The organism is Oscillibacter sp. (assembly GCF_040505565.1).
Lineage (GTDB): Bacteria > Bacillota > Clostridia > Oscillospirales > Oscillospiraceae > Oscillibacter.
In genome coordinates this window covers 42,506-57,397 of sequence record NZ_JBEUWZ010000021.1, presented here as the reverse complement: position 1 = coordinate 57,397, position 14,892 = coordinate 42,506, and the positions used below count along the sequence as shown (strand labels likewise).

Sequence of the window (14,892 nt, the reverse complement as noted above, 5' to 3'; positions counted from 1 at the left end):
CGGTCTCCTTCGTGGGCGGCGCGCCCCAATAAACCCTTGGGCAACACCGCGCGATCACGCGCTTAAACTTGTGTGCTGTCACCCGCATAGTTTACCATAGTTTCGAAAAAATGAAAAGGGGAAACCTTCAGTTTCCTTTGCAAAGGACGTGAAGCAGCGTCTCCCCAAAATCCGCCGATGATGGAGGCGGCGATACAAAAACTTTTGAAACCTCTCTTTTACCGACGGCATTTTCGCAGGTTGTTATGTAAAATAATGGAAAACCGCAAAAGGGAGGGGACAAGCCTGATGCACGGGCAGATTACTTTGGACAATGCGCGGACAGTACGTTTTTTGAACGGCGGCGTCCGCTTTTTTCTGGCGGCGGCGCTGACTGCCGCCCGAATTTCCGGGGGCGGTGCACCCTTTGCACTGGGCTTTACAGCGGCCTGCGGCGCCGGACTTGACGGCATGTGCGCTTTGGCGGGTTCGGCTCTGGGAGCACTGGTGTTCCTGGAGTTTTCCACCGGCCTCGCCCACATTGCCGTGGCGATTCTGGTATATACGGCGGCGGTGGCGTTCCGGGGGCTGAAATTGCTGGACAGGCCTCTTTTCACGCCGCTGATCGCCGCTGGGATGACGCTGGCGGTGGAGGGAATCTATGTGGCGCAATCCCTCTCTCCGATGGACCACCTGACGCCCTGCCTGCTGTCCACGGTGCTGGCGGGAGTCTCCGCCCGGTGCTGCGCGCCCCTGACCCGAGGCGGGGAGGAGGAGAAAAAGCCGGAGGCACTGGAATTTCTGGCGGTGACGCTGCTGCTGGCTTTTTCGGACGTAGCCCCTGGGGGAATTTCCCTGGGGCGGACGGCCATCGCCTGCCTGGTGTTGTTTACCGCGTGGCAAAAGGGGGCGGCCTCCGGGGCCGTCACCGGTGTGTGGGCAGGACTGCTGGCGGACCTGTGTGCCGGAGGCGCACCGGTGTTCACCGCCGGGTACGGCTTCGCCGGACTCGCTGCGGGACTTCGGACGAAGCACAGCCGCATCTCCGCCGGGGCGCTGTGGCTGCTGGCGGAGCTAACAGCTCTGGCTCCGGTGACGCAGGCCCGGGGCCTTTTCGCCGTGGAGGAGGCGGCACTGGCCGTGCCGCTGTTTCTCTTGATACCCCGGAAGCTGCTGGGCGGTAAGCGAATCAAGCAGGCTGCACCGCCCGAAAGCGGAGCGCTGCCCACCCTGCGGGAGCGGCTGGACCGGGCGGCGGCGGCTTTTCGGGACCTGTATGACAGTCTGGGTCGAGGCGTGGTTCAGTCTACGGAAGAAAATCCCGCCATTGTCTTTGACCGGGCGGCGGAACGGGTCTGCCGGGGCTGTGCGCTGTGTGACCTCTGCTGGAAAAAGGAGTACGGCGCGACCTACAACGCCCTGAACGACGCTACACCGTATCTTCTGGAGCGTGGCCGGGCTCTGGCAAAGGATTTTCCCAATCACTTTTCCTCCCGCTGCATCCATCTTCCGGATTTCCTGACGGCGATCAATGGCGAGCTGTCCGCCTATCTCCTGAGAAAGCAATACCGCCGCCGGATGGAAGAGACCCGGCAGGACGCGAAGGGGCAGTATGCCCGGCTCAGCGATCTGCTGACCGCCACGGCGGCAAATCTGGAGGCCGTCCCAACCTCCGGAGCCCGCCGGGATTATCGGATCGGCGCTGCCATTAAGCCCAAGCAGGGAGAGTCTGCTTGCGGTGACACGCTGGCCTCCTTTGAGACGGACGACGGCCTTTTGTGTCTGCTCCTCTCCGACGGTATGGGTAGCGGCGAGGCCGCCCGGCGGGAATCCGCCCTGACCTGCCGCCTGCTCCGCCAATTTTTGGAGGCAGGGGTGGAGGCGGAGGCCGCGCTGAACACCATGAACGCGGCCATGTCTCTCCGGGGCCAGGAGACCGGCAGTTTTTCCACCATTGATCTTCTGACGCTGCGTCTGGAAAGCGGGGAGGCTGCGCTTTACAAATACGGTGCAGCGCCCACGTACATCAAGCGTTTCGGAAGAGTGCGGCGAATTACCGGCGCCGCGCTGCCTGCGGGACTGAAGCCGGCCCCCGCCGGACCGGACGTGACGCATGTAAGTCTGGAGCCGGAGACCTTCGTCGTTCTCATCAGTGACGGAACCGCCGACAGCGGCCATGACGAGTGGCTTCAAAATCTGCTGGCGGGCTGGAGCGGTACGGACCCCCAGCAGCTGGCAAACCTGATTTTGCGCGAGGCAGAGAAGCAAAACGGTCTGACAGACGACTGCGGCGTGCAGGTTTTGTACCTTCCGCCGGAGGAGACAAAAAAAGTGTGAACAGAAAAAGTCGGAGGCCTGACTCGGCCTCCGACTTTTTTTGAGCGGGCGGTTTCCAGACACCGAAAATCTTTTCCGACGCAGGGTATAATTTTTTCCTGCGGGTGTCAAAATGAGTCTGGATAATTTGCGGTCCCGAGTTGCGGGATCAGCGGAGAAAAGGAGTGGAACGCAATGGTCAAGGGAATTTCCAGACGGGTTGTGGTTGTGGACTCGCCGGACAGAAAATATTTTGAACAGGCAATCTTTATTGTGCGCAACGACGCGGCGGGAGAAGGCGTCTCAGCCAGAGAACTGGTGGAGGAAGCCCGCCGGGTGGCGCAGGAATACACCGGCGGCGCAGGGCTGCAAAAGCGGATCAATCAGCTGCCCCCGGTGCTTTGGGCCCTGACCGGCGCGGGGGTTTGTGCGCTGGTGTGGCTGCTGGTGTCTGTGCTGTGACAGCGTAAGATCAAACGAGGTATTTTCGGATTACCGAAAATACCTCGTTTCCGCGCGGCTGAAAACAAGTTCGCTGCCGCATAGTCATATTTGCCTGCGGAGGTTGGCGCGGTTACAAAAATCAGGTGTTGGGAACCAGCGGCTGCACTGTGTAGCTCAGTGTGGCAGGAGAGTGGGGATACTGCCGTGCAAAGGCCCGGATGATTCGGTCACAGACCATGCAGCTGTTCTCGTAATTGGCCTGAGGCAGCATCAAAATGTACTGGGAGACGCTGCATCGGGATACCACGTCGCCCTTTCGGAGATTTTCCACGATCACATCCTGAAGATTGTCCATACAGCAGTCCAAACTGCGGCGGGACAGCGGCTTTGACTCGTCTCCAACGGCGGAAAGTAAGGCGATGTGAACAGCATCTCCGTTGCGGGCCACGGCGCGGGCTTCCGCCTGATAGATGATGCGGAAGAAGTCATAATCGCACAGCAGCGCGCCGCTGGTGACACTGGTTTCCTCCAGCTGTTCCCGCAGAAGCCCCAGATTCATGGATCGCTCATTGACGGTACGGATGGCTTCCCGATAGATCGCTTTACTCTCATCGGCGGGCATGATCCCGAAGTTGGCGTAGAGCAGTTCACTCATGGCCTCGTAAGTCCTGATGACGCCCTGCTGATCTTCCAGATCCAGCTGTGCCCGCATCAGAAACTGATACAAACCCTCGTCATAAGGTTCCACAAGAACCGCCCGATTGCACAGCGCTACGATATCGGACTGGCGCTGCTGTTCCCGAAGCAGAGGCAGAACGGAACGAAGTGTCCGCAGGTAGAGATTGTGGAAGTAAGTACTCTGGGGAATGACCCAGGGCTCGGATGACAGCCTTTGCAGAAAATCGCCCCGATACAGCTCCAACGCATCCAGACACAACTTCAGCAGTGCCTGTGGGTCCGTCTGCGCCGCAGCGGATTGGCACAGAGCCTCAAATTCCTCTACATCCACAGAAATGGAGATTGCTTCGTTCCAGGTATAGCTTCCCTCACGGCGGACGATCAGTGTGTGGCCCGCGCCGCCGCCCAGCCCATCCAGCATGGTGCGAACCCGGTGGAACATGGTCTTCAAGGCATTGATGGGATTCGTTGTGCCCTCGTCGCCCCACAGAAGGCCAAACAGTTCGTTTTGCGGAATGGAGTGGCTCCGGCAGCAGATCATATAGGCCAGCAGAAGCCATACCTTTCGAGAGCGATTGTCACTGTCTGTGATCTCCCGACCGTTCCAGGACAGCGAAAATCCTCCCAGCATTTGAATTTTCAAAATGGACGGATATTCATCCTCCACGCGGCCACCTCCTGTCAACCTAAATCTGACAGAGCTTCACAGACTTTGTAGTACTAATATATGTGAAATATAGCACACTGCTGTCCTTTATGCAACTGTTACCTTTACCGGGTTACCAAAATATTGAAAAATAGAATGAAAAAGCTGGAAAATACTTTACTTTTGTGACTGACCCTGCTACAATTATGTTGAATAAAAGGGCTGATGGGTCTCGGCGAACGTTGGGAGTGATTGATCATGAAATGCATAATCGAAAAATTAACCGCGGTTTTGCTGGCGGCGGTTTTGCTGGCGGGCTGTGGTGCGGGTGTCGGCATGCAGAGCGTGTCCGACTCCTCTTTTGCTGCCTCCGGCAGTTCCGGTGCAGAAACCGCAGCGGCTTCAGGCGGCGAGGCAACGGAAACGATGAACATCTTGGATGAGGCGACGGCGCTGGCGGCCTCGCCTTCGGCGGTGCCGCTGTCTATTTCGCCGGTGGCCTCCGGAACGCTGGTGCAGAAAACCGATAAGGCGGAGATCGACTATTCCAATACCACCGACGGCTACATCATGGTCAAGTATACCGGCTCCACGACGGTGAAGCTGAAAGCGCAGGTGACCGGTCCCAGTGCCGTCACTTATACATACGATCTGACTGCGGGCAAGTGGGCTGTGTTCTCCCTGTCCGACGGGAGTGGCAGCTATAAGGCCACTGTATTTCAGAATGTCTCCGGTACCAAATATGCCACAGTCACCTCTGTGACCTTTACTGCGTCACTGGAAAACGAGTTTGCTCCGTTCCTGCTGCCCAACCAGTATGTGGATTACTCCAACGCCACGAAGACCGTTGCCAAGGCCAAAGAGCTGATAGGGAAGAAGGCTGAGACGGTGGATCAGGTGCAGGCGGTCTATGACTATGTGGTGAATAACTTGACATATGACAAGGAAAAGGCCGCCACGGTGAAAAGCGGCTACCTCCCCGCGTTGGATACGGTGCTGGCTCAAAAGAAGGGCATCTGCTTCGACTATGCCGCACTGATGGCCGGAATGCTCCGCAGCCAGGGCGTTCCCTGCAAGCTGGTGGTGGGATATGCGGGCACTGCCTACCACGCGTGGATCAACGTCTACTCTGAGGAGACCGGCTGGGTCAACGGCGCGATTTACTTTGATGGTGTTTCCTGGAAACTGATGGACCCCACCTTTGCCTCCAGCGGAAAGCAGAGCAAGGAGATCATGAGCTACATCGGTGACGGATCTCACTATACGGCCAAGTATGTCTACTAATCGGATTTTGCCCAGAAAAAACCTTTACTAATGAATAAAAAAACGGTAAAATGGGCTTGCAGATGCTGCAAGCCCATTTTTTCATTTTTTGTCATTTAGAGGCGGATTGGGCTGCGGCGGGGACTTATCAATTTTTTGAAAACGGGGCTTTCATGATGAACAAACTTTCCAACGATCAGATATCAACCCTGTGCATGGAATTAGCACTGATGCTCCACGCGGGCATCAGCGCGGACGATGGACTCCATCTGATGTTGGAGGACCAGACTGCCGGTGGTGACCGGTCGGTGGTGGAATTTCTCTCCGCAGCCGTGGATGGGGGAACGCCGCTGGCAAGGGCCATGGCGGATTCCGGCGCGTTTCCCGCCTACGTGACGGGCTTGGTGGAGGTGGGCTTTCGCACCGGGCGGTTGGAGGAGGCGCTGGATGCTCTGTCAGGCTACTATAACGACCGCGCCCGACTGGAGACGCAGGTGCGCAGCGCCCTGCTCTATCCCGCGCTGCTGATGCTGTTGATGGTGGTGGTGGTCGTGGTACTGCTGGCCAAGGTGTTGCCGGTGTTCGATCAGGTATTTCGCTCTCTGGGCGGGTCCATGACCGGAGTGGCCGGAGGACTGCTTCAGGTGGGACTTTGGCTGGACGGCGCACTTCCGGTGCTGTGCGCTTTGCTGGCGCTGGCAGCGCTGGCCATAGCGGCCTTTGCCGCGTCGGACTCTTTCCGGGATCGCTGTTTGCGGAGATGGAAAGTGAGACACGCCACCGCAGGCATCACTGGTAAGCTGACCTCCGCTCGGATGGCGCAGGCGCTGTCCATGGGCCTCAGGTCCGGCCTTCCCATGGAGGAATCCCTGGACATGGCGGCATTGCTGCTGGCGGATGTTCCCGCCGCTCAAAAGCGGTGTCAGGACTGCCGGGCGAAGATGGAGGTTGGCGCGCCGCTGGCGGAGGCGCTGAAGGAGACCGGGGCTTTTCCGCCGGTATACTGCCGGATGCTGGCTCTGGGCGCCCGCAGCGGGTCTGCCGATACGGTGATGGAGGAAATTGCCCACCGCCTCTCCGACGACGGAGAAACGGCATTGCAGACGCAGGTGGGCCGGGTGGAGCCGGTACTGACCATCGTGGGATCACTGCTGGTGGGAATCATCCTGCTTTCTGCCATGCTGCCGCTGCTGAACATCCTGTCGGCCATTGGGTGAGCGCATGACAAGTGGGAAAACGAAATTTACCGCTGCACTGCGGGTCTTGGCGGTTCCGTCGGGCATGGCGTTGGCTGCGTTGGCGCTGACAATGGCGGTTTCAAATTTGTCGGACGGCAGCACCGTTGAGGGCCGGGGCCGGTTGGAGGACGCCGTGCGCCGCGCGGCGGTGACCTGCTATGCCAGCGAGGGGATTTATCCTCCGACGCTTGCATATCTGGAGGAGCACTACGGAGTGCAGGTGGACGAGAGCCGGTATACCGTGTTCTACGAGGCTTTTGCGGAAAATCTGATGCCGGATATCACGGTGGTAGAAAACGAGGGCGCATGAGAGGAAACGGAAAACAACATCATATAGACGCTCTGTTTGTGCTTTTGAGCTTCGGCGTATTCGCTGTGTGCGTACTGCTGGTGCTGTTGACGGGGGCGCAGACTTATCGCGCCCAGACCGACCGGGACCAGAAAAGCTGGGAGTGGCGCACCGGCGCGCAGTATGTGGCGGCGAAGCTCCGCCACGGGGATGAGGCGGGAGCCGTCTCCTTTTCCGGCGGGGACGGTAAGCAGTGGTACGACACGCTGAATTTGAAGGAGACCCACGACGGTCAGGAATACGTCACCGCCATTTATTATTACGACGGCTACATCCGCGAGCTGTTTACCGTGGAGGGCGGCGTATATGCGCCGGAGGACGGCGAACCGGTGCTGGAGGCCCGGGGTCTGCGATTCGGCTGGGACGGAAAGCTGGTGGAGGTGGCGTGTACCGACGCCAGCGGCGAGACAAACCAGACGTTTCTGTCCCTCCGAAGCGGAGAGGGGGCGGGCGCATGAGAGGCAAAGCCACTCTGGCGTTGATGGAGCAGCTGGTGATGGTGATGGTGTTCGCTCTGGCGGCGGCCTTATGCGTACAGGCGTTCGCGGCGTCCAACCGGATGTCCGAAACAGCCGCCGCCCGGGACCGGGCGGTACAACTGGCCCAAAGCGCGGCGGAGATCATGAAAAGCCGCGGCAGAGACATGGCACAGGCCCAGAGCGCCGCCATGGATCGGCTGGGCGGTCAGCTGTCTCAGGGCGTCTGGTATGTCCTCTACGACCGGGACTGGAACGAGGTATCGGACGATGGCTCGAAAGACGCCGTTTACCGTTTGGAGGCGCTGCCGGATTCCGATGCGGGGCAGCCGAAAGCGGAGATTCGGGTATCCGTGGAGGACGGAGAGACATTGACCTCTCTCCCTGTGGCTTGGCAGGAGGTGGACAATCATGCGTGAGCGCGGGAAAGTCCGATTTTCTCCGCCATTGGTGGGGGGCAGTTCTCTGCTAATCATTTTCGCTGTGCTGTGCCTGACGGTGCTGGCCATGCTGAGCCTCTCCACCGCCCAAAACAACGACCGGCTGAGCCGCGCATCGGCGGAAAGTGTCACGGCCTATTATGCGGCGGACGCTCAGGCGGAGGAGATTTTGTCCCGTCTGCGCCGGGGTGAGACGCCCCACGGCGTGACGGTTGAAAAGGACGGCGCGGGTACTCTGTGTGAGTATACCGTTCCCATATCGCAGACGCAGGAGTTGTCCGTATCCGTACGTCTGGAGGGAGCGGACTGGAAGGTTCTGCGCTGGAAGGCGGTCTCCACCGCCGACTGGACGCCGGACGACAGCATTGAGGTTTGGGACGGCGAGGCCGTCATGTTTTAAAGCGCGCCGTACAATTTCTGATTGGGATTGCCCAGCGAAAGGAATAGATAGACCTATGGAATTGAAGGATTTTTTGGAGAAAGCGGTGGGCGACGGGGCTTCGGATCTCTTTGTTGTAGCCGGCGGTCCGGTGTGTGAAAAACTGGACGGACACATCAGGCCCCTGACGGAGGGGCGCGTTTTGTCGGACGTCACAGAGCGGCTGATCCGGGAGGTCTACCGGCTGGCAAACCGGGAGCTGGAGCAGTTTTTAAGGACCGGGGACGACGACTTTTCCTTTGCGCTGTCGGGCCTGGCCCGGTTTCGTGTAAACACTTACCGCCAGCGGGGCTCCATGGCCGCCGTGATTCGGATGGTGTCCTTTGATATCCCGGATTACCGTGCTCTTGGTATACCGGAGAGCATTATGGCCATGGCGGAGGAGACTCACGGCCTCTTGATCGTCTCCGGAACCGCGGGCAGCGGCAAGTCCACCACGCAGGCGTGCCTCATCGACCGCATCAACCGGACCCGGGACGGCCACATCATCACGCTGGAGGACCCCATCGAATTTCTCCACCGGGATCAAAAGAGCATTGTCAGCCAGAGAGAAGTCACCATCGACACGGCGGATTACATCTCCGCCCTGCGGGCAAGCCTGCGGCAGGCTCCGGATGTGATTCTTCTGGGTGAGATGCGGGACAACGAAACCATCCGCACTGCCATGACCGCAGCGGAGACCGGGCATTTGGTCATCGCCACGCTGCACACAAAGGGGGCGGTGAACACCATCGACCGCATCGTGGACGCATTCCCCAGCCAGCAGCAGTCTCAGATTCGGACGCAGCTTTCCATGGTGCTGCGGGCGGTGGCGTCCCAGCAGCTGCTGCCCGGAACCGGCGGCGGGTTGGAACCGGCCTTTGAGCTGATGACCATGAACAGCGCCGTGCGCAGTATGATCCGGGACTGCAAGACCTATCAGATCGACAACGAAATGCGGACCGCTGGGGCGGAGAATATGTTTGCCATGGACCAGTCCGTTCTGAATCTGTTCCGGGACGGAAAGATCACACGGGAGACCGCCCTGGACTATGCGGATAACCCGGATCAGCTCAAGCGCAGGCTGGATGCGCAATAGGGCATGGAGGGAGCGGGGCTATGAAGAGAGTGCGTAAAATACTGATCGCTTTGCTGGCTGTTGTGTTTGTGAGCAGCGCAGCGGTTTTGATCCGACAGATGATCCAGTACCGGGAGGGGGAGGAAACCTATTCCGAGGCGGAGGAGCTGGCGGGTCTGCCGGACTTTTCGGAGGCGGGGGACGCGCCGACTGCCTCATCCTCCGCGCCTGACGCTGCCTCCTCTTCGTCTGCCACTACCTCCGTACCCAAGACGGTGTACGTGGACCCCTACGCCGATGCCCTGGCCGACATGGACTTTTCCGCGCTGCGGGAGGTCAACGGCGATGTGCTTGGTTGGATTCTGATTCCCGGTACGAGGATCTCCTATCCGCTGGTGCAGGGTACGGATAATGAGTATTACCTGACCCACACATGGAAAAAGTGGAATAGCGTGGTGGGGGCTGTTTTTCTGGAGTACAGCAATAGCCGGGATCTCTCCGACTTCAATACCATTATTTACGGACACCGGATGAACGACGGGTCCATGTTTGCGGGGCTGAAATACTACAAGCAGAAGAGCTATTATAAAAGCCACCCCTGTGTTTACATCACCGACGACAGCGGCGCCCGGAAGTATGACATTTTTGCCGCCTACGAGGTCAGTACTCAAGGAGATACCTATCGCATCGGTCAGCAGAGCGACAGCACGAAGCAGGCGTATATCGACTACTGTCTGGCTCAGTCGCTTTACGACACTGGTGTGGTCCCGACGGTGAGCGACAAGATCGTCACCCTCTCCACCTGCACCGGCAACGGCCACGCCACCCGCTGGGTGATTCAGGCCCGGCTGCAGGGTACGGAGGAGGAGGAACCCTCTGCAAAGACTGTTCCCGACTCATCTGCGGAGACATCTGCGGAGCCGGATACCTCCGCCGTGGCGGAAAGCGCGGATACCGGAGCGGTTTCCACCCAGCCGGATAGCGGCGCGTCCTCTTCCGAACAGGGACCGGATGGGGCGGTTCCCGCGTCCTCCGAAACCGACGTGGCCCCATGAGCAAAAACGCAGTGTCCCGCGGACGAGATTCTTCGTTCGCGGGACACTTTTCACTTGGATGTTTTACGACGGATTCTCCGCTTTGACGGGATGGGTTCCCACATGGGGCAGCAGCTTGGGACTGAGGATGCCCACCACAAGAATTTTCACCATATCGCCGGGCAGGAAGGGAATCATGCCCGCCATCAGAATAGCTCCTGTGCCCATACTCTTGCCCATATAGACGTTCAGAATGACTGCCATGTAGGGAAGGCCCACCGCGTATAAAACAGCCAGTCCCGCCAGAGCCGCCGGAATGATGCGCTTTAGAGACCGGCTGCCCGCCGTCAGCTTGCCGATCACCCATGCGGCGGGAATCAGACCAATCAAAAAGCCGCAAGTGGGGTAGAGGAAGTACCCAAAGCCGCCGCCGGCGGTAAAGATGGGCAGGCCCAGCAGTCCCAGCGCCACATAAACCAGTTGACTGAGGGCTCCGTACCTGGCTCCCAGCAGGACCCCGGCCAGAGCGGTGAAAAAGAATTGAAGCGTGATGGCGGAATAGAGAAACGGGATCTTGATGAACGCGCCCACGGCGGTCAACGCCGCAAACAGAGCGGTCAGAATCAGCATTTTTGTTTTCATGATGCCTCCTATTGTAAACCTTTTAAATTTAGATAGTTTACATTTAGAATATCACAATTTTTTTAAATGTCAACCATGTTTTTTCGTTCGGTTTACAATTTTGGGCAGGTTTACAATTTTGGGCAGGTTTACAATTTTGGGCAGGTTTACAATTTTGGGCAGGTTTACAAAGTGGGCAGAATATGGTATGCTAACAGAGAATTTGTGGAAGGAGGCGGACCTCATGAGCCGTCAAAAGGTACTGGAGCTACTGAAGAGCCGCCCGAAAGACTACCTCTCTGGGGAGGAGATCGCGGAGCGGCTTGGGCTGAGTCGGGCGGCTGTTTGGAAGGCGGTGGATGCCCTGCGAAAAGAGGGCTATACCATCGAGGCCCGGACCAGTCTGGGATACCGGCTCACCGCATCCCCAGACGCGCTAACGGAAAAGGAAATACGCGGCTTTCTGGGCGAGACCATGCTGGTGGGGAAGGAGTTGATCTGCCTTGAGAGCGTCGATTCCACCAATACCTATTTAAAAAAACAGGCCCTGTCCGGGGTGCCGGACGGCACAGTGGTCACGGCGGACTGCCAAACCGGCGGACGGGGCCGCATGGATCGAGCGTTCCGGAACCCAAAGGGAAAGCTGGTGGCGCTGTCTGTGCTCCTGCGGCCCGAGGTGCCGCTGGACCGCTTAACCTGCGTCACAGCGCAGGCCGCCGTGGCCTTATGCGGCGCGGTGGAGGAGGTCTGCGGCATCCGGCCGCAGATCAAGTGGACCAACGATCTGATAATCGGACGGAAAAAGCTGTGCGGCATTCTTACGGAGATGGCGCTGGAGGGAGAGAGTGGCCGGCTTCAGTATCTGGTGATCGGAATGGGAATCAACGTTCACCAGACGCCGGAGGACTTCGGGCCGGAGCTTGAGGAAGTTGCCGTTTCGCTGGATATGGTTTTGGACAGACCTGTTTCCCGTCCGGCGCTGGCCGCGGCGGAGATCCGGGCGCTGGACCGGCTGTACGCGGACATCTGTCGGGGAGATACCCGGCGGTATCTGGACGACTATCGGCGGGACTGCGTGACGCTTGGCAAGACCGTACAGTTGATCTCCTCCGACGGGAGACGTGAGATGGCGCGGGCGCTGGATATCGACGACGAGTTCGGACTGGTCGTGAAGTTGGAGGACGGGTCGGAGCGGACCGTCCGCACCGGAGAAGTCTCCGTCAGAGGCATGTACGGATACGTTGACTGACACTGAAACTTTTTTCGGCGATGGCAGAAAAGACTGGAAAATGAAAGAGGAGACCGAATTGAAGAAGTATTGGGAGCTGTTTATCACCTTTGCGAAAATCGGGGTGATGACCTTCGGCGGAGGAATGGCAATGCTGCCGATCTTGCAGCGGGAGGTGATGGAGAACAAGCACTGGGCCAACGAGGAGGAACTGACGGACTACTTTGCCATCGGCCAGTGCACGCCCGGCATCATCGCGGTGAACACCGCTACCTTCGTGGGCCAAAAGCTCTATGGTGTGCTGGGCGGAGTGGTGGCAACCATAGGAGTGGTGTTCCCGTCGCTGATCATTATTTCAATTTTGGCGGGCCTCATCAACAACTTCTCCGATCTTGTGTGGGTGCGAAATGCCTTTGCGGGGATTCAGGTGTGCGTGTGTATCCTGATTCTCAACGCGGTGGTGAAGCTGCTGAAAAAGTCCGTGGTGGACAAGCGGACGCTGGTGATTTTTCTGCTGGTGCTGGCGGGCGGCTGCGCGCTGAACGTGTCGCCGGTGGTGTTTGTGGTGCTCTCCGCGCTGGCGGGCATTGTGCTCAAGCAGCTGGAGGTGAAAAGAGCATGATTTATCTCCGGCTTTTCTGGGAATTTTTCAAAACCGGCCTCTTCGCTATAGGCGGCGGAATGGCGACGCTGCCGTTTCTGGCCCACATTGGGGAGTCCACCGGCTGGTATACGCAGTCCCAGCTGATGAACATGCTGGCGGTGTCGGAGTCCACGCCGGGACCGATCGGTATCAACATGGCGACCTATGTGGGGTTCACGGTGGCCGGCGTTCCGGGTGCGGTGATCGCAACCGTGGGTGAGGTGGCGCCCTCCATTATTGTGATTTTGATTATCGCGGCGATATTGCAGCAATTCCGGCACAATAAATATGTGGAATTCGCGTTCTACGGGCTGCGCCCCGCATCCACCGGGCTGATCGGTGCGGCCTGTGCGGGCGTGATCGTGGAAACGCTGGTAAATACCGCCGCCGTGTCGGCGACGGGTGTGAATTGGGCCGGCCTATTCAACTGGCGGGGGCTGATTCTGGCGGGTATCCTGTTGGTGTTCACCAATTGGGTAAAGCCGACAAAGCGGTGGCATCCCATTATATTTATCGGAGTCGCCGCCGTCGTCGGGGTTGTGTTCCATTTTGGCGGGGCGTGAGCACCTGCATGTTGCGTGATTGAAAAAAGGGCGCCGTCGTTCAAAAGACGACGGCACCCTTTTAAGTATCCTTACCATGCGGAGTGAAAATAGACCCAGATTCCTGCGACGACGATGATCTGCAAAAGTAAAATGGCCGGAATGCCAAAGCGAAACGTCTTATGTAGTGTCTTGTGGTGAAAGATCTTCATGCCAAGGAGCGCGCCCACGCTGCCCCCTGCGGCGCTGAGCAGAAACAGAGTCTTTTCCGGCACCCGCCGGGTGGACTCGTGATGCTCCTTCCGTTTTGCCTTCCACTTATCAAGGCCAAAGACCAGAAGCGTGATGAAATTGATGACCAGCAGCCACGTGGCCAAAAGCCCCCATGGGGAACCCACGAAGGCCAGCAGTGCATCTCCGATGGCCTTCGGCTGTATGTCGAGATTTGTTTGCATGACAACCTCCTGAAAAGAGCTGGCCGGTTTCCCGGCCAGCTCATTTTATCAGAGAATTCAATTCTTTGCAAGATCGCACAGCGAGATTGCGGTCTTCGCCGCCAGCCGAGCATTGTTGTACACCAGCTGAATGTTGCTGTCCAGAGAATCTCCTCCGGTGAGATCCTTGATCTTCGCCAACAGGAAGGGGGTGGTTTCCTTACCGTGGATGCCCTGCTTCTTCGCGTCCTCAATGGCCTCGCTGATGGCCTTGTTGACGACGTCCGCGTCCATGGAGTATTCCTCGGGAATGGGATTTGTCACCAGCATGCCGCCGCCAAGGCCCATCTCCTGCTTGACATGGAAGGCTCTTGCCAGCTCCTCCGGAGTGTCCAGCTCATAATCCACTTTGAAACCGGACTTCCGGGTGTAGAACGCGGGGAGTTCCTCCGTGCCGTAGCCGATGACGGGGACGCCGTGGGTTTCCAGATACTCCAGAGTCAGCCCCAGGTCCAGAATGGACTTGGCCCCGGCGCAGATGACCATGACGGGGGTGCGGGCCAGCTCCTCCAGGTCGGCGGAGATGTCCATGGTGGTTTCCGCGCCCCTGTGTACGCCGCCGATGCCGCCGGTGGCAAAGACGGAGATGCCGGCGAGGTGTGCGATAATCATGGTGGTGGTAACGGTGCAGGCGCCATCCCGGCCCTGCGCCACCAGAACCGGCAGATCCCGGCGGCTGGCCTTGGGAACGGCGTGGCCAGTCCTGCCAAGATAGTCGATCTCCTCCCTGGAAAGGCCTGCCTTCAGACGGCCCTTGATAACGGCAATGGTGGCGGGGACGGCCCCGTTGTCCCGGATGATTTTTTCCACGTTCAGTGCTGTCTCCACATTCTGGGGATAGGGCATGCCGTGGGAGATGATGGTGGATTCCAGCGCCACAACGGGTTTGCCCGCGTCCAGCGCGGAACGCACCTCAGGGGCAACATCCAGATATTTGTTCAGCATAATGATTCCTCCATGTATATTTTTTTTAAAACATAACAGATTGTTATTTAAAGAGTAAGA

General features: G+C 58.5%; 17 protein-coding genes. 13 read left to right on the top strand and 4 right to left on the bottom strand.

The window, feature by feature from the left end:
* Positions 1 to 288: 288 nt before the first annotated feature.
* Both ABWQ15_RS11105 and ABWQ15_RS11100 read left to right on the top strand, forming a co-directional pair.
* Complete coding sequence (locus tag ABWQ15_RS11105; RefSeq protein ID WP_353908837.1) at positions 289 to 2,316, top strand: SpoIIE family protein phosphatase; 2,028 nt, start codon at positions 289 to 291, stop codon at positions 2,314 to 2,316.
* 174 nt (positions 2,317 to 2,490) lie between these two features.
* Complete coding sequence (locus ABWQ15_RS11100; protein WP_353908836.1) at positions 2,491 to 2,757, top strand: hypothetical protein; 267 nt, start codon at positions 2,491 to 2,493, stop codon at positions 2,755 to 2,757.
* Positions 2,758 to 2,878: 121 nt separating this feature from the next.
* On the opposite strand, the gene ABWQ15_RS11095 is transcribed toward ABWQ15_RS11100, so the two are convergent.
* Complete coding sequence (locus ABWQ15_RS11095) at positions 2,879 to 4,084, bottom strand: AfsR/SARP family transcriptional regulator (RefSeq protein WP_353908835.1); 1,206 nt, start codon at positions 4,082 to 4,084, stop codon at positions 2,879 to 2,881.
* 237 nt (positions 4,085 to 4,321) lie between these two features.
* Between ABWQ15_RS11095 and ABWQ15_RS11090 the strand changes: the two genes are divergently transcribed.
* The 8 genes from ABWQ15_RS11090 (at position 4,322) to srtB (ending at position 10,380) form a co-directional block, all read left to right on the top strand.
* The gene (locus ABWQ15_RS11090; RefSeq protein ID WP_353908834.1) at positions 4,322 to 5,347 is read left to right on the top strand and encodes a transglutaminase-like domain-containing protein; all 1,026 of its coding nucleotides are present in this window, start codon (positions 4,322 to 4,324) and stop codon (positions 5,345 to 5,347) included.
* 152 nt (positions 5,348 to 5,499) lie between these two features.
* On the top strand, positions 5,500 to 6,543 hold the full coding sequence (locus ABWQ15_RS11085) for a type II secretion system F family protein (protein WP_353908833.1): 1,044 nt from the start codon (positions 5,500 to 5,502) through the stop codon (positions 6,541 to 6,543).
* Between the two features lie 4 nt (positions 6,544 to 6,547).
* A complete protein-coding gene (locus ABWQ15_RS11080; RefSeq protein ID WP_353908832.1) occupies positions 6,548 to 6,874 on the top strand; it encodes a hypothetical protein in 327 nt (108 codons plus the stop codon).
* On the top strand, positions 6,871 to 7,371 hold the full coding sequence (locus ABWQ15_RS11075) for a DUF4860 domain-containing protein (RefSeq protein ID WP_353908831.1): 501 nt from the start codon (positions 6,871 to 6,873) through the stop codon (positions 7,369 to 7,371). The genes ABWQ15_RS11080 and ABWQ15_RS11075 overlap by 4 nt, the downstream gene beginning before the upstream one ends.
* Positions 7,368 to 7,808 carry a type IV pilus modification PilV family protein gene (locus ABWQ15_RS11070; RefSeq protein WP_353908830.1) on the top strand — a complete coding sequence of 147 codons (441 nt, stop codon included), beginning with the start codon at positions 7,368 to 7,370 and terminating at the stop codon, positions 7,806 to 7,808. The genes ABWQ15_RS11075 and ABWQ15_RS11070 overlap by 4 nt, the downstream gene beginning before the upstream one ends.
* Positions 7,801 to 8,229, top strand: a complete 429-nt coding sequence (locus ABWQ15_RS11065) for a hypothetical protein (protein WP_353908829.1) — start codon at positions 7,801 to 7,803, stop codon at positions 8,227 to 8,229. Before ABWQ15_RS11070 ends, ABWQ15_RS11065 begins: the two co-directional genes overlap by 8 nt.
* Positions 8,230 to 8,284: 55 nt before the next feature.
* Entirely contained in the window at positions 8,285 to 9,346 is a 1,062-nt protein-coding gene (locus ABWQ15_RS11060; RefSeq protein WP_353908828.1) for a type IV pilus twitching motility protein PilT, read from the top strand.
* A gap of 20 nt (positions 9,347 to 9,366) precedes the next feature.
* Positions 9,367 to 10,380: a class B sortase gene (srtB, locus tag ABWQ15_RS11055; RefSeq protein ID WP_353908827.1), complete on the top strand. Its 1,014-nt coding sequence runs from the start codon at positions 9,367 to 9,369 to the stop codon at positions 10,378 to 10,380.
* Between the two features lie 63 nt (positions 10,381 to 10,443).
* Here the strand turns inward: srtB and ABWQ15_RS11050 are convergent, their stop codons facing one another.
* Positions 10,444 to 11,001 (bottom strand): biotin transporter BioY, encoded by a 558-nt coding sequence (locus ABWQ15_RS11050; protein WP_353908826.1) that lies wholly within the window; start codon positions 10,999 to 11,001, stop codon positions 10,444 to 10,446.
* Between the two features lie 223 nt (positions 11,002 to 11,224).
* On the opposite strand from ABWQ15_RS11050, the gene ABWQ15_RS11045 reads away from it, so the two are divergent.
* Genes ABWQ15_RS11045 through ABWQ15_RS11035 form a run of 3 tightly spaced genes read left to right on the top strand, consistent with a single transcriptional unit; the run spans position 11,225 to position 13,414 of the window.
* A complete protein-coding gene (locus ABWQ15_RS11045) occupies positions 11,225 to 12,229 on the top strand; it encodes a biotin--[acetyl-CoA-carboxylase] ligase (RefSeq protein WP_353908825.1) in 1,005 nt (334 codons plus the stop codon).
* A gap of 58 nt (positions 12,230 to 12,287) precedes the next feature.
* Positions 12,288 to 12,830: a chromate transporter gene (locus ABWQ15_RS11040; RefSeq protein WP_353908824.1), complete on the top strand. Its 543-nt coding sequence runs from the start codon at positions 12,288 to 12,290 to the stop codon at positions 12,828 to 12,830.
* Entirely contained in the window at positions 12,827 to 13,414 is a 588-nt protein-coding gene (locus ABWQ15_RS11035; protein ID WP_353908823.1) for a chromate transporter, read from the top strand. The genes ABWQ15_RS11040 and ABWQ15_RS11035 overlap by 4 nt, the downstream gene beginning before the upstream one ends.
* A gap of 71 nt (positions 13,415 to 13,485) precedes the next feature.
* On the opposite strand, the gene ABWQ15_RS11030 is transcribed toward ABWQ15_RS11035, so the two are convergent.
* Together ABWQ15_RS11030 and ABWQ15_RS11025 are read right to left on the bottom strand one after the other, a co-directional pair.
* Positions 13,486 to 13,848, bottom strand: a complete 363-nt coding sequence (locus ABWQ15_RS11030) for a DUF1294 domain-containing protein (protein WP_353908822.1) — start codon at positions 13,846 to 13,848, stop codon at positions 13,486 to 13,488.
* 57 nt (positions 13,849 to 13,905) lie between these two features.
* A complete protein-coding gene (locus ABWQ15_RS11025) occupies positions 13,906 to 14,832 on the bottom strand; it encodes a pseudouridine-5'-phosphate glycosidase (RefSeq protein ID WP_353908821.1) in 927 nt (308 codons plus the stop codon).
* Between the last annotated feature and the right edge of the window lie 60 nt (positions 14,833 to 14,892).

Bases quoted from the DNA above. Each gene is read 5' to 3' on its own strand.
- ABWQ15_RS11075 (WP_353908831.1), top strand. From the start codon at position 6,871: ATGAGAGGAAACGGAAAACAACATCATATAGACGCTCTGTTTGTGCTT.
- ABWQ15_RS11045 (WP_353908825.1), top strand. From the start codon at position 11,225: ATGAGCCGTCAAAAGGTACTGGAGCTACTGAAGAGCCGCCCGAAAGAC.
- ABWQ15_RS11050 (WP_353908826.1), bottom strand. From the start codon at position 11,001: ATGAAAACAAAAATGCTGATTCTGACCGCTCTGTTTGCGGCGTTGACC.
- ABWQ15_RS11030 (WP_353908822.1), bottom strand. From the start codon at position 13,848: ATGCAAACAAATCTCGACATACAGCCGAAGGCCATCGGAGATGCACTG.
- ABWQ15_RS11060 (WP_353908828.1), top strand. From the start codon at position 8,285: ATGGAATTGAAGGATTTTTTGGAGAAAGCGGTGGGCGACGGGGCTTCG.
- ABWQ15_RS11100 (WP_353908836.1), top strand. From the start codon at position 2,491: ATGGTCAAGGGAATTTCCAGACGGGTTGTGGTTGTGGACTCGCCGGAC.
- ABWQ15_RS11105 (WP_353908837.1), top strand. From the start codon at position 289: ATGCACGGGCAGATTACTTTGGACAATGCGCGGACAGTACGTTTTTTG.
- ABWQ15_RS11085 (WP_353908833.1), top strand. From the start codon at position 5,500: ATGATGAACAAACTTTCCAACGATCAGATATCAACCCTGTGCATGGAA.
- ABWQ15_RS11080 (WP_353908832.1), top strand. From the start codon at position 6,548: ATGACAAGTGGGAAAACGAAATTTACCGCTGCACTGCGGGTCTTGGCG.
- ABWQ15_RS11065 (WP_353908829.1), top strand. From the start codon at position 7,801: ATGCGTGAGCGCGGGAAAGTCCGATTTTCTCCGCCATTGGTGGGGGGC.
- srtB (WP_353908827.1), top strand. From the start codon at position 9,367: ATGAAGAGAGTGCGTAAAATACTGATCGCTTTGCTGGCTGTTGTGTTT.
- ABWQ15_RS11070 (WP_353908830.1), top strand. From the start codon at position 7,368: ATGAGAGGCAAAGCCACTCTGGCGTTGATGGAGCAGCTGGTGATGGTG.
- ABWQ15_RS11035 (WP_353908823.1), top strand. From the start codon at position 12,827: ATGATTTATCTCCGGCTTTTCTGGGAATTTTTCAAAACCGGCCTCTTC.
- ABWQ15_RS11090 (WP_353908834.1), top strand. From the start codon at position 4,322: ATGAAATGCATAATCGAAAAATTAACCGCGGTTTTGCTGGCGGCGGTT.
- ABWQ15_RS11025 (WP_353908821.1), bottom strand. From the start codon at position 14,832: ATGCTGAACAAATATCTGGATGTTGCCCCTGAGGTGCGTTCCGCGCTG.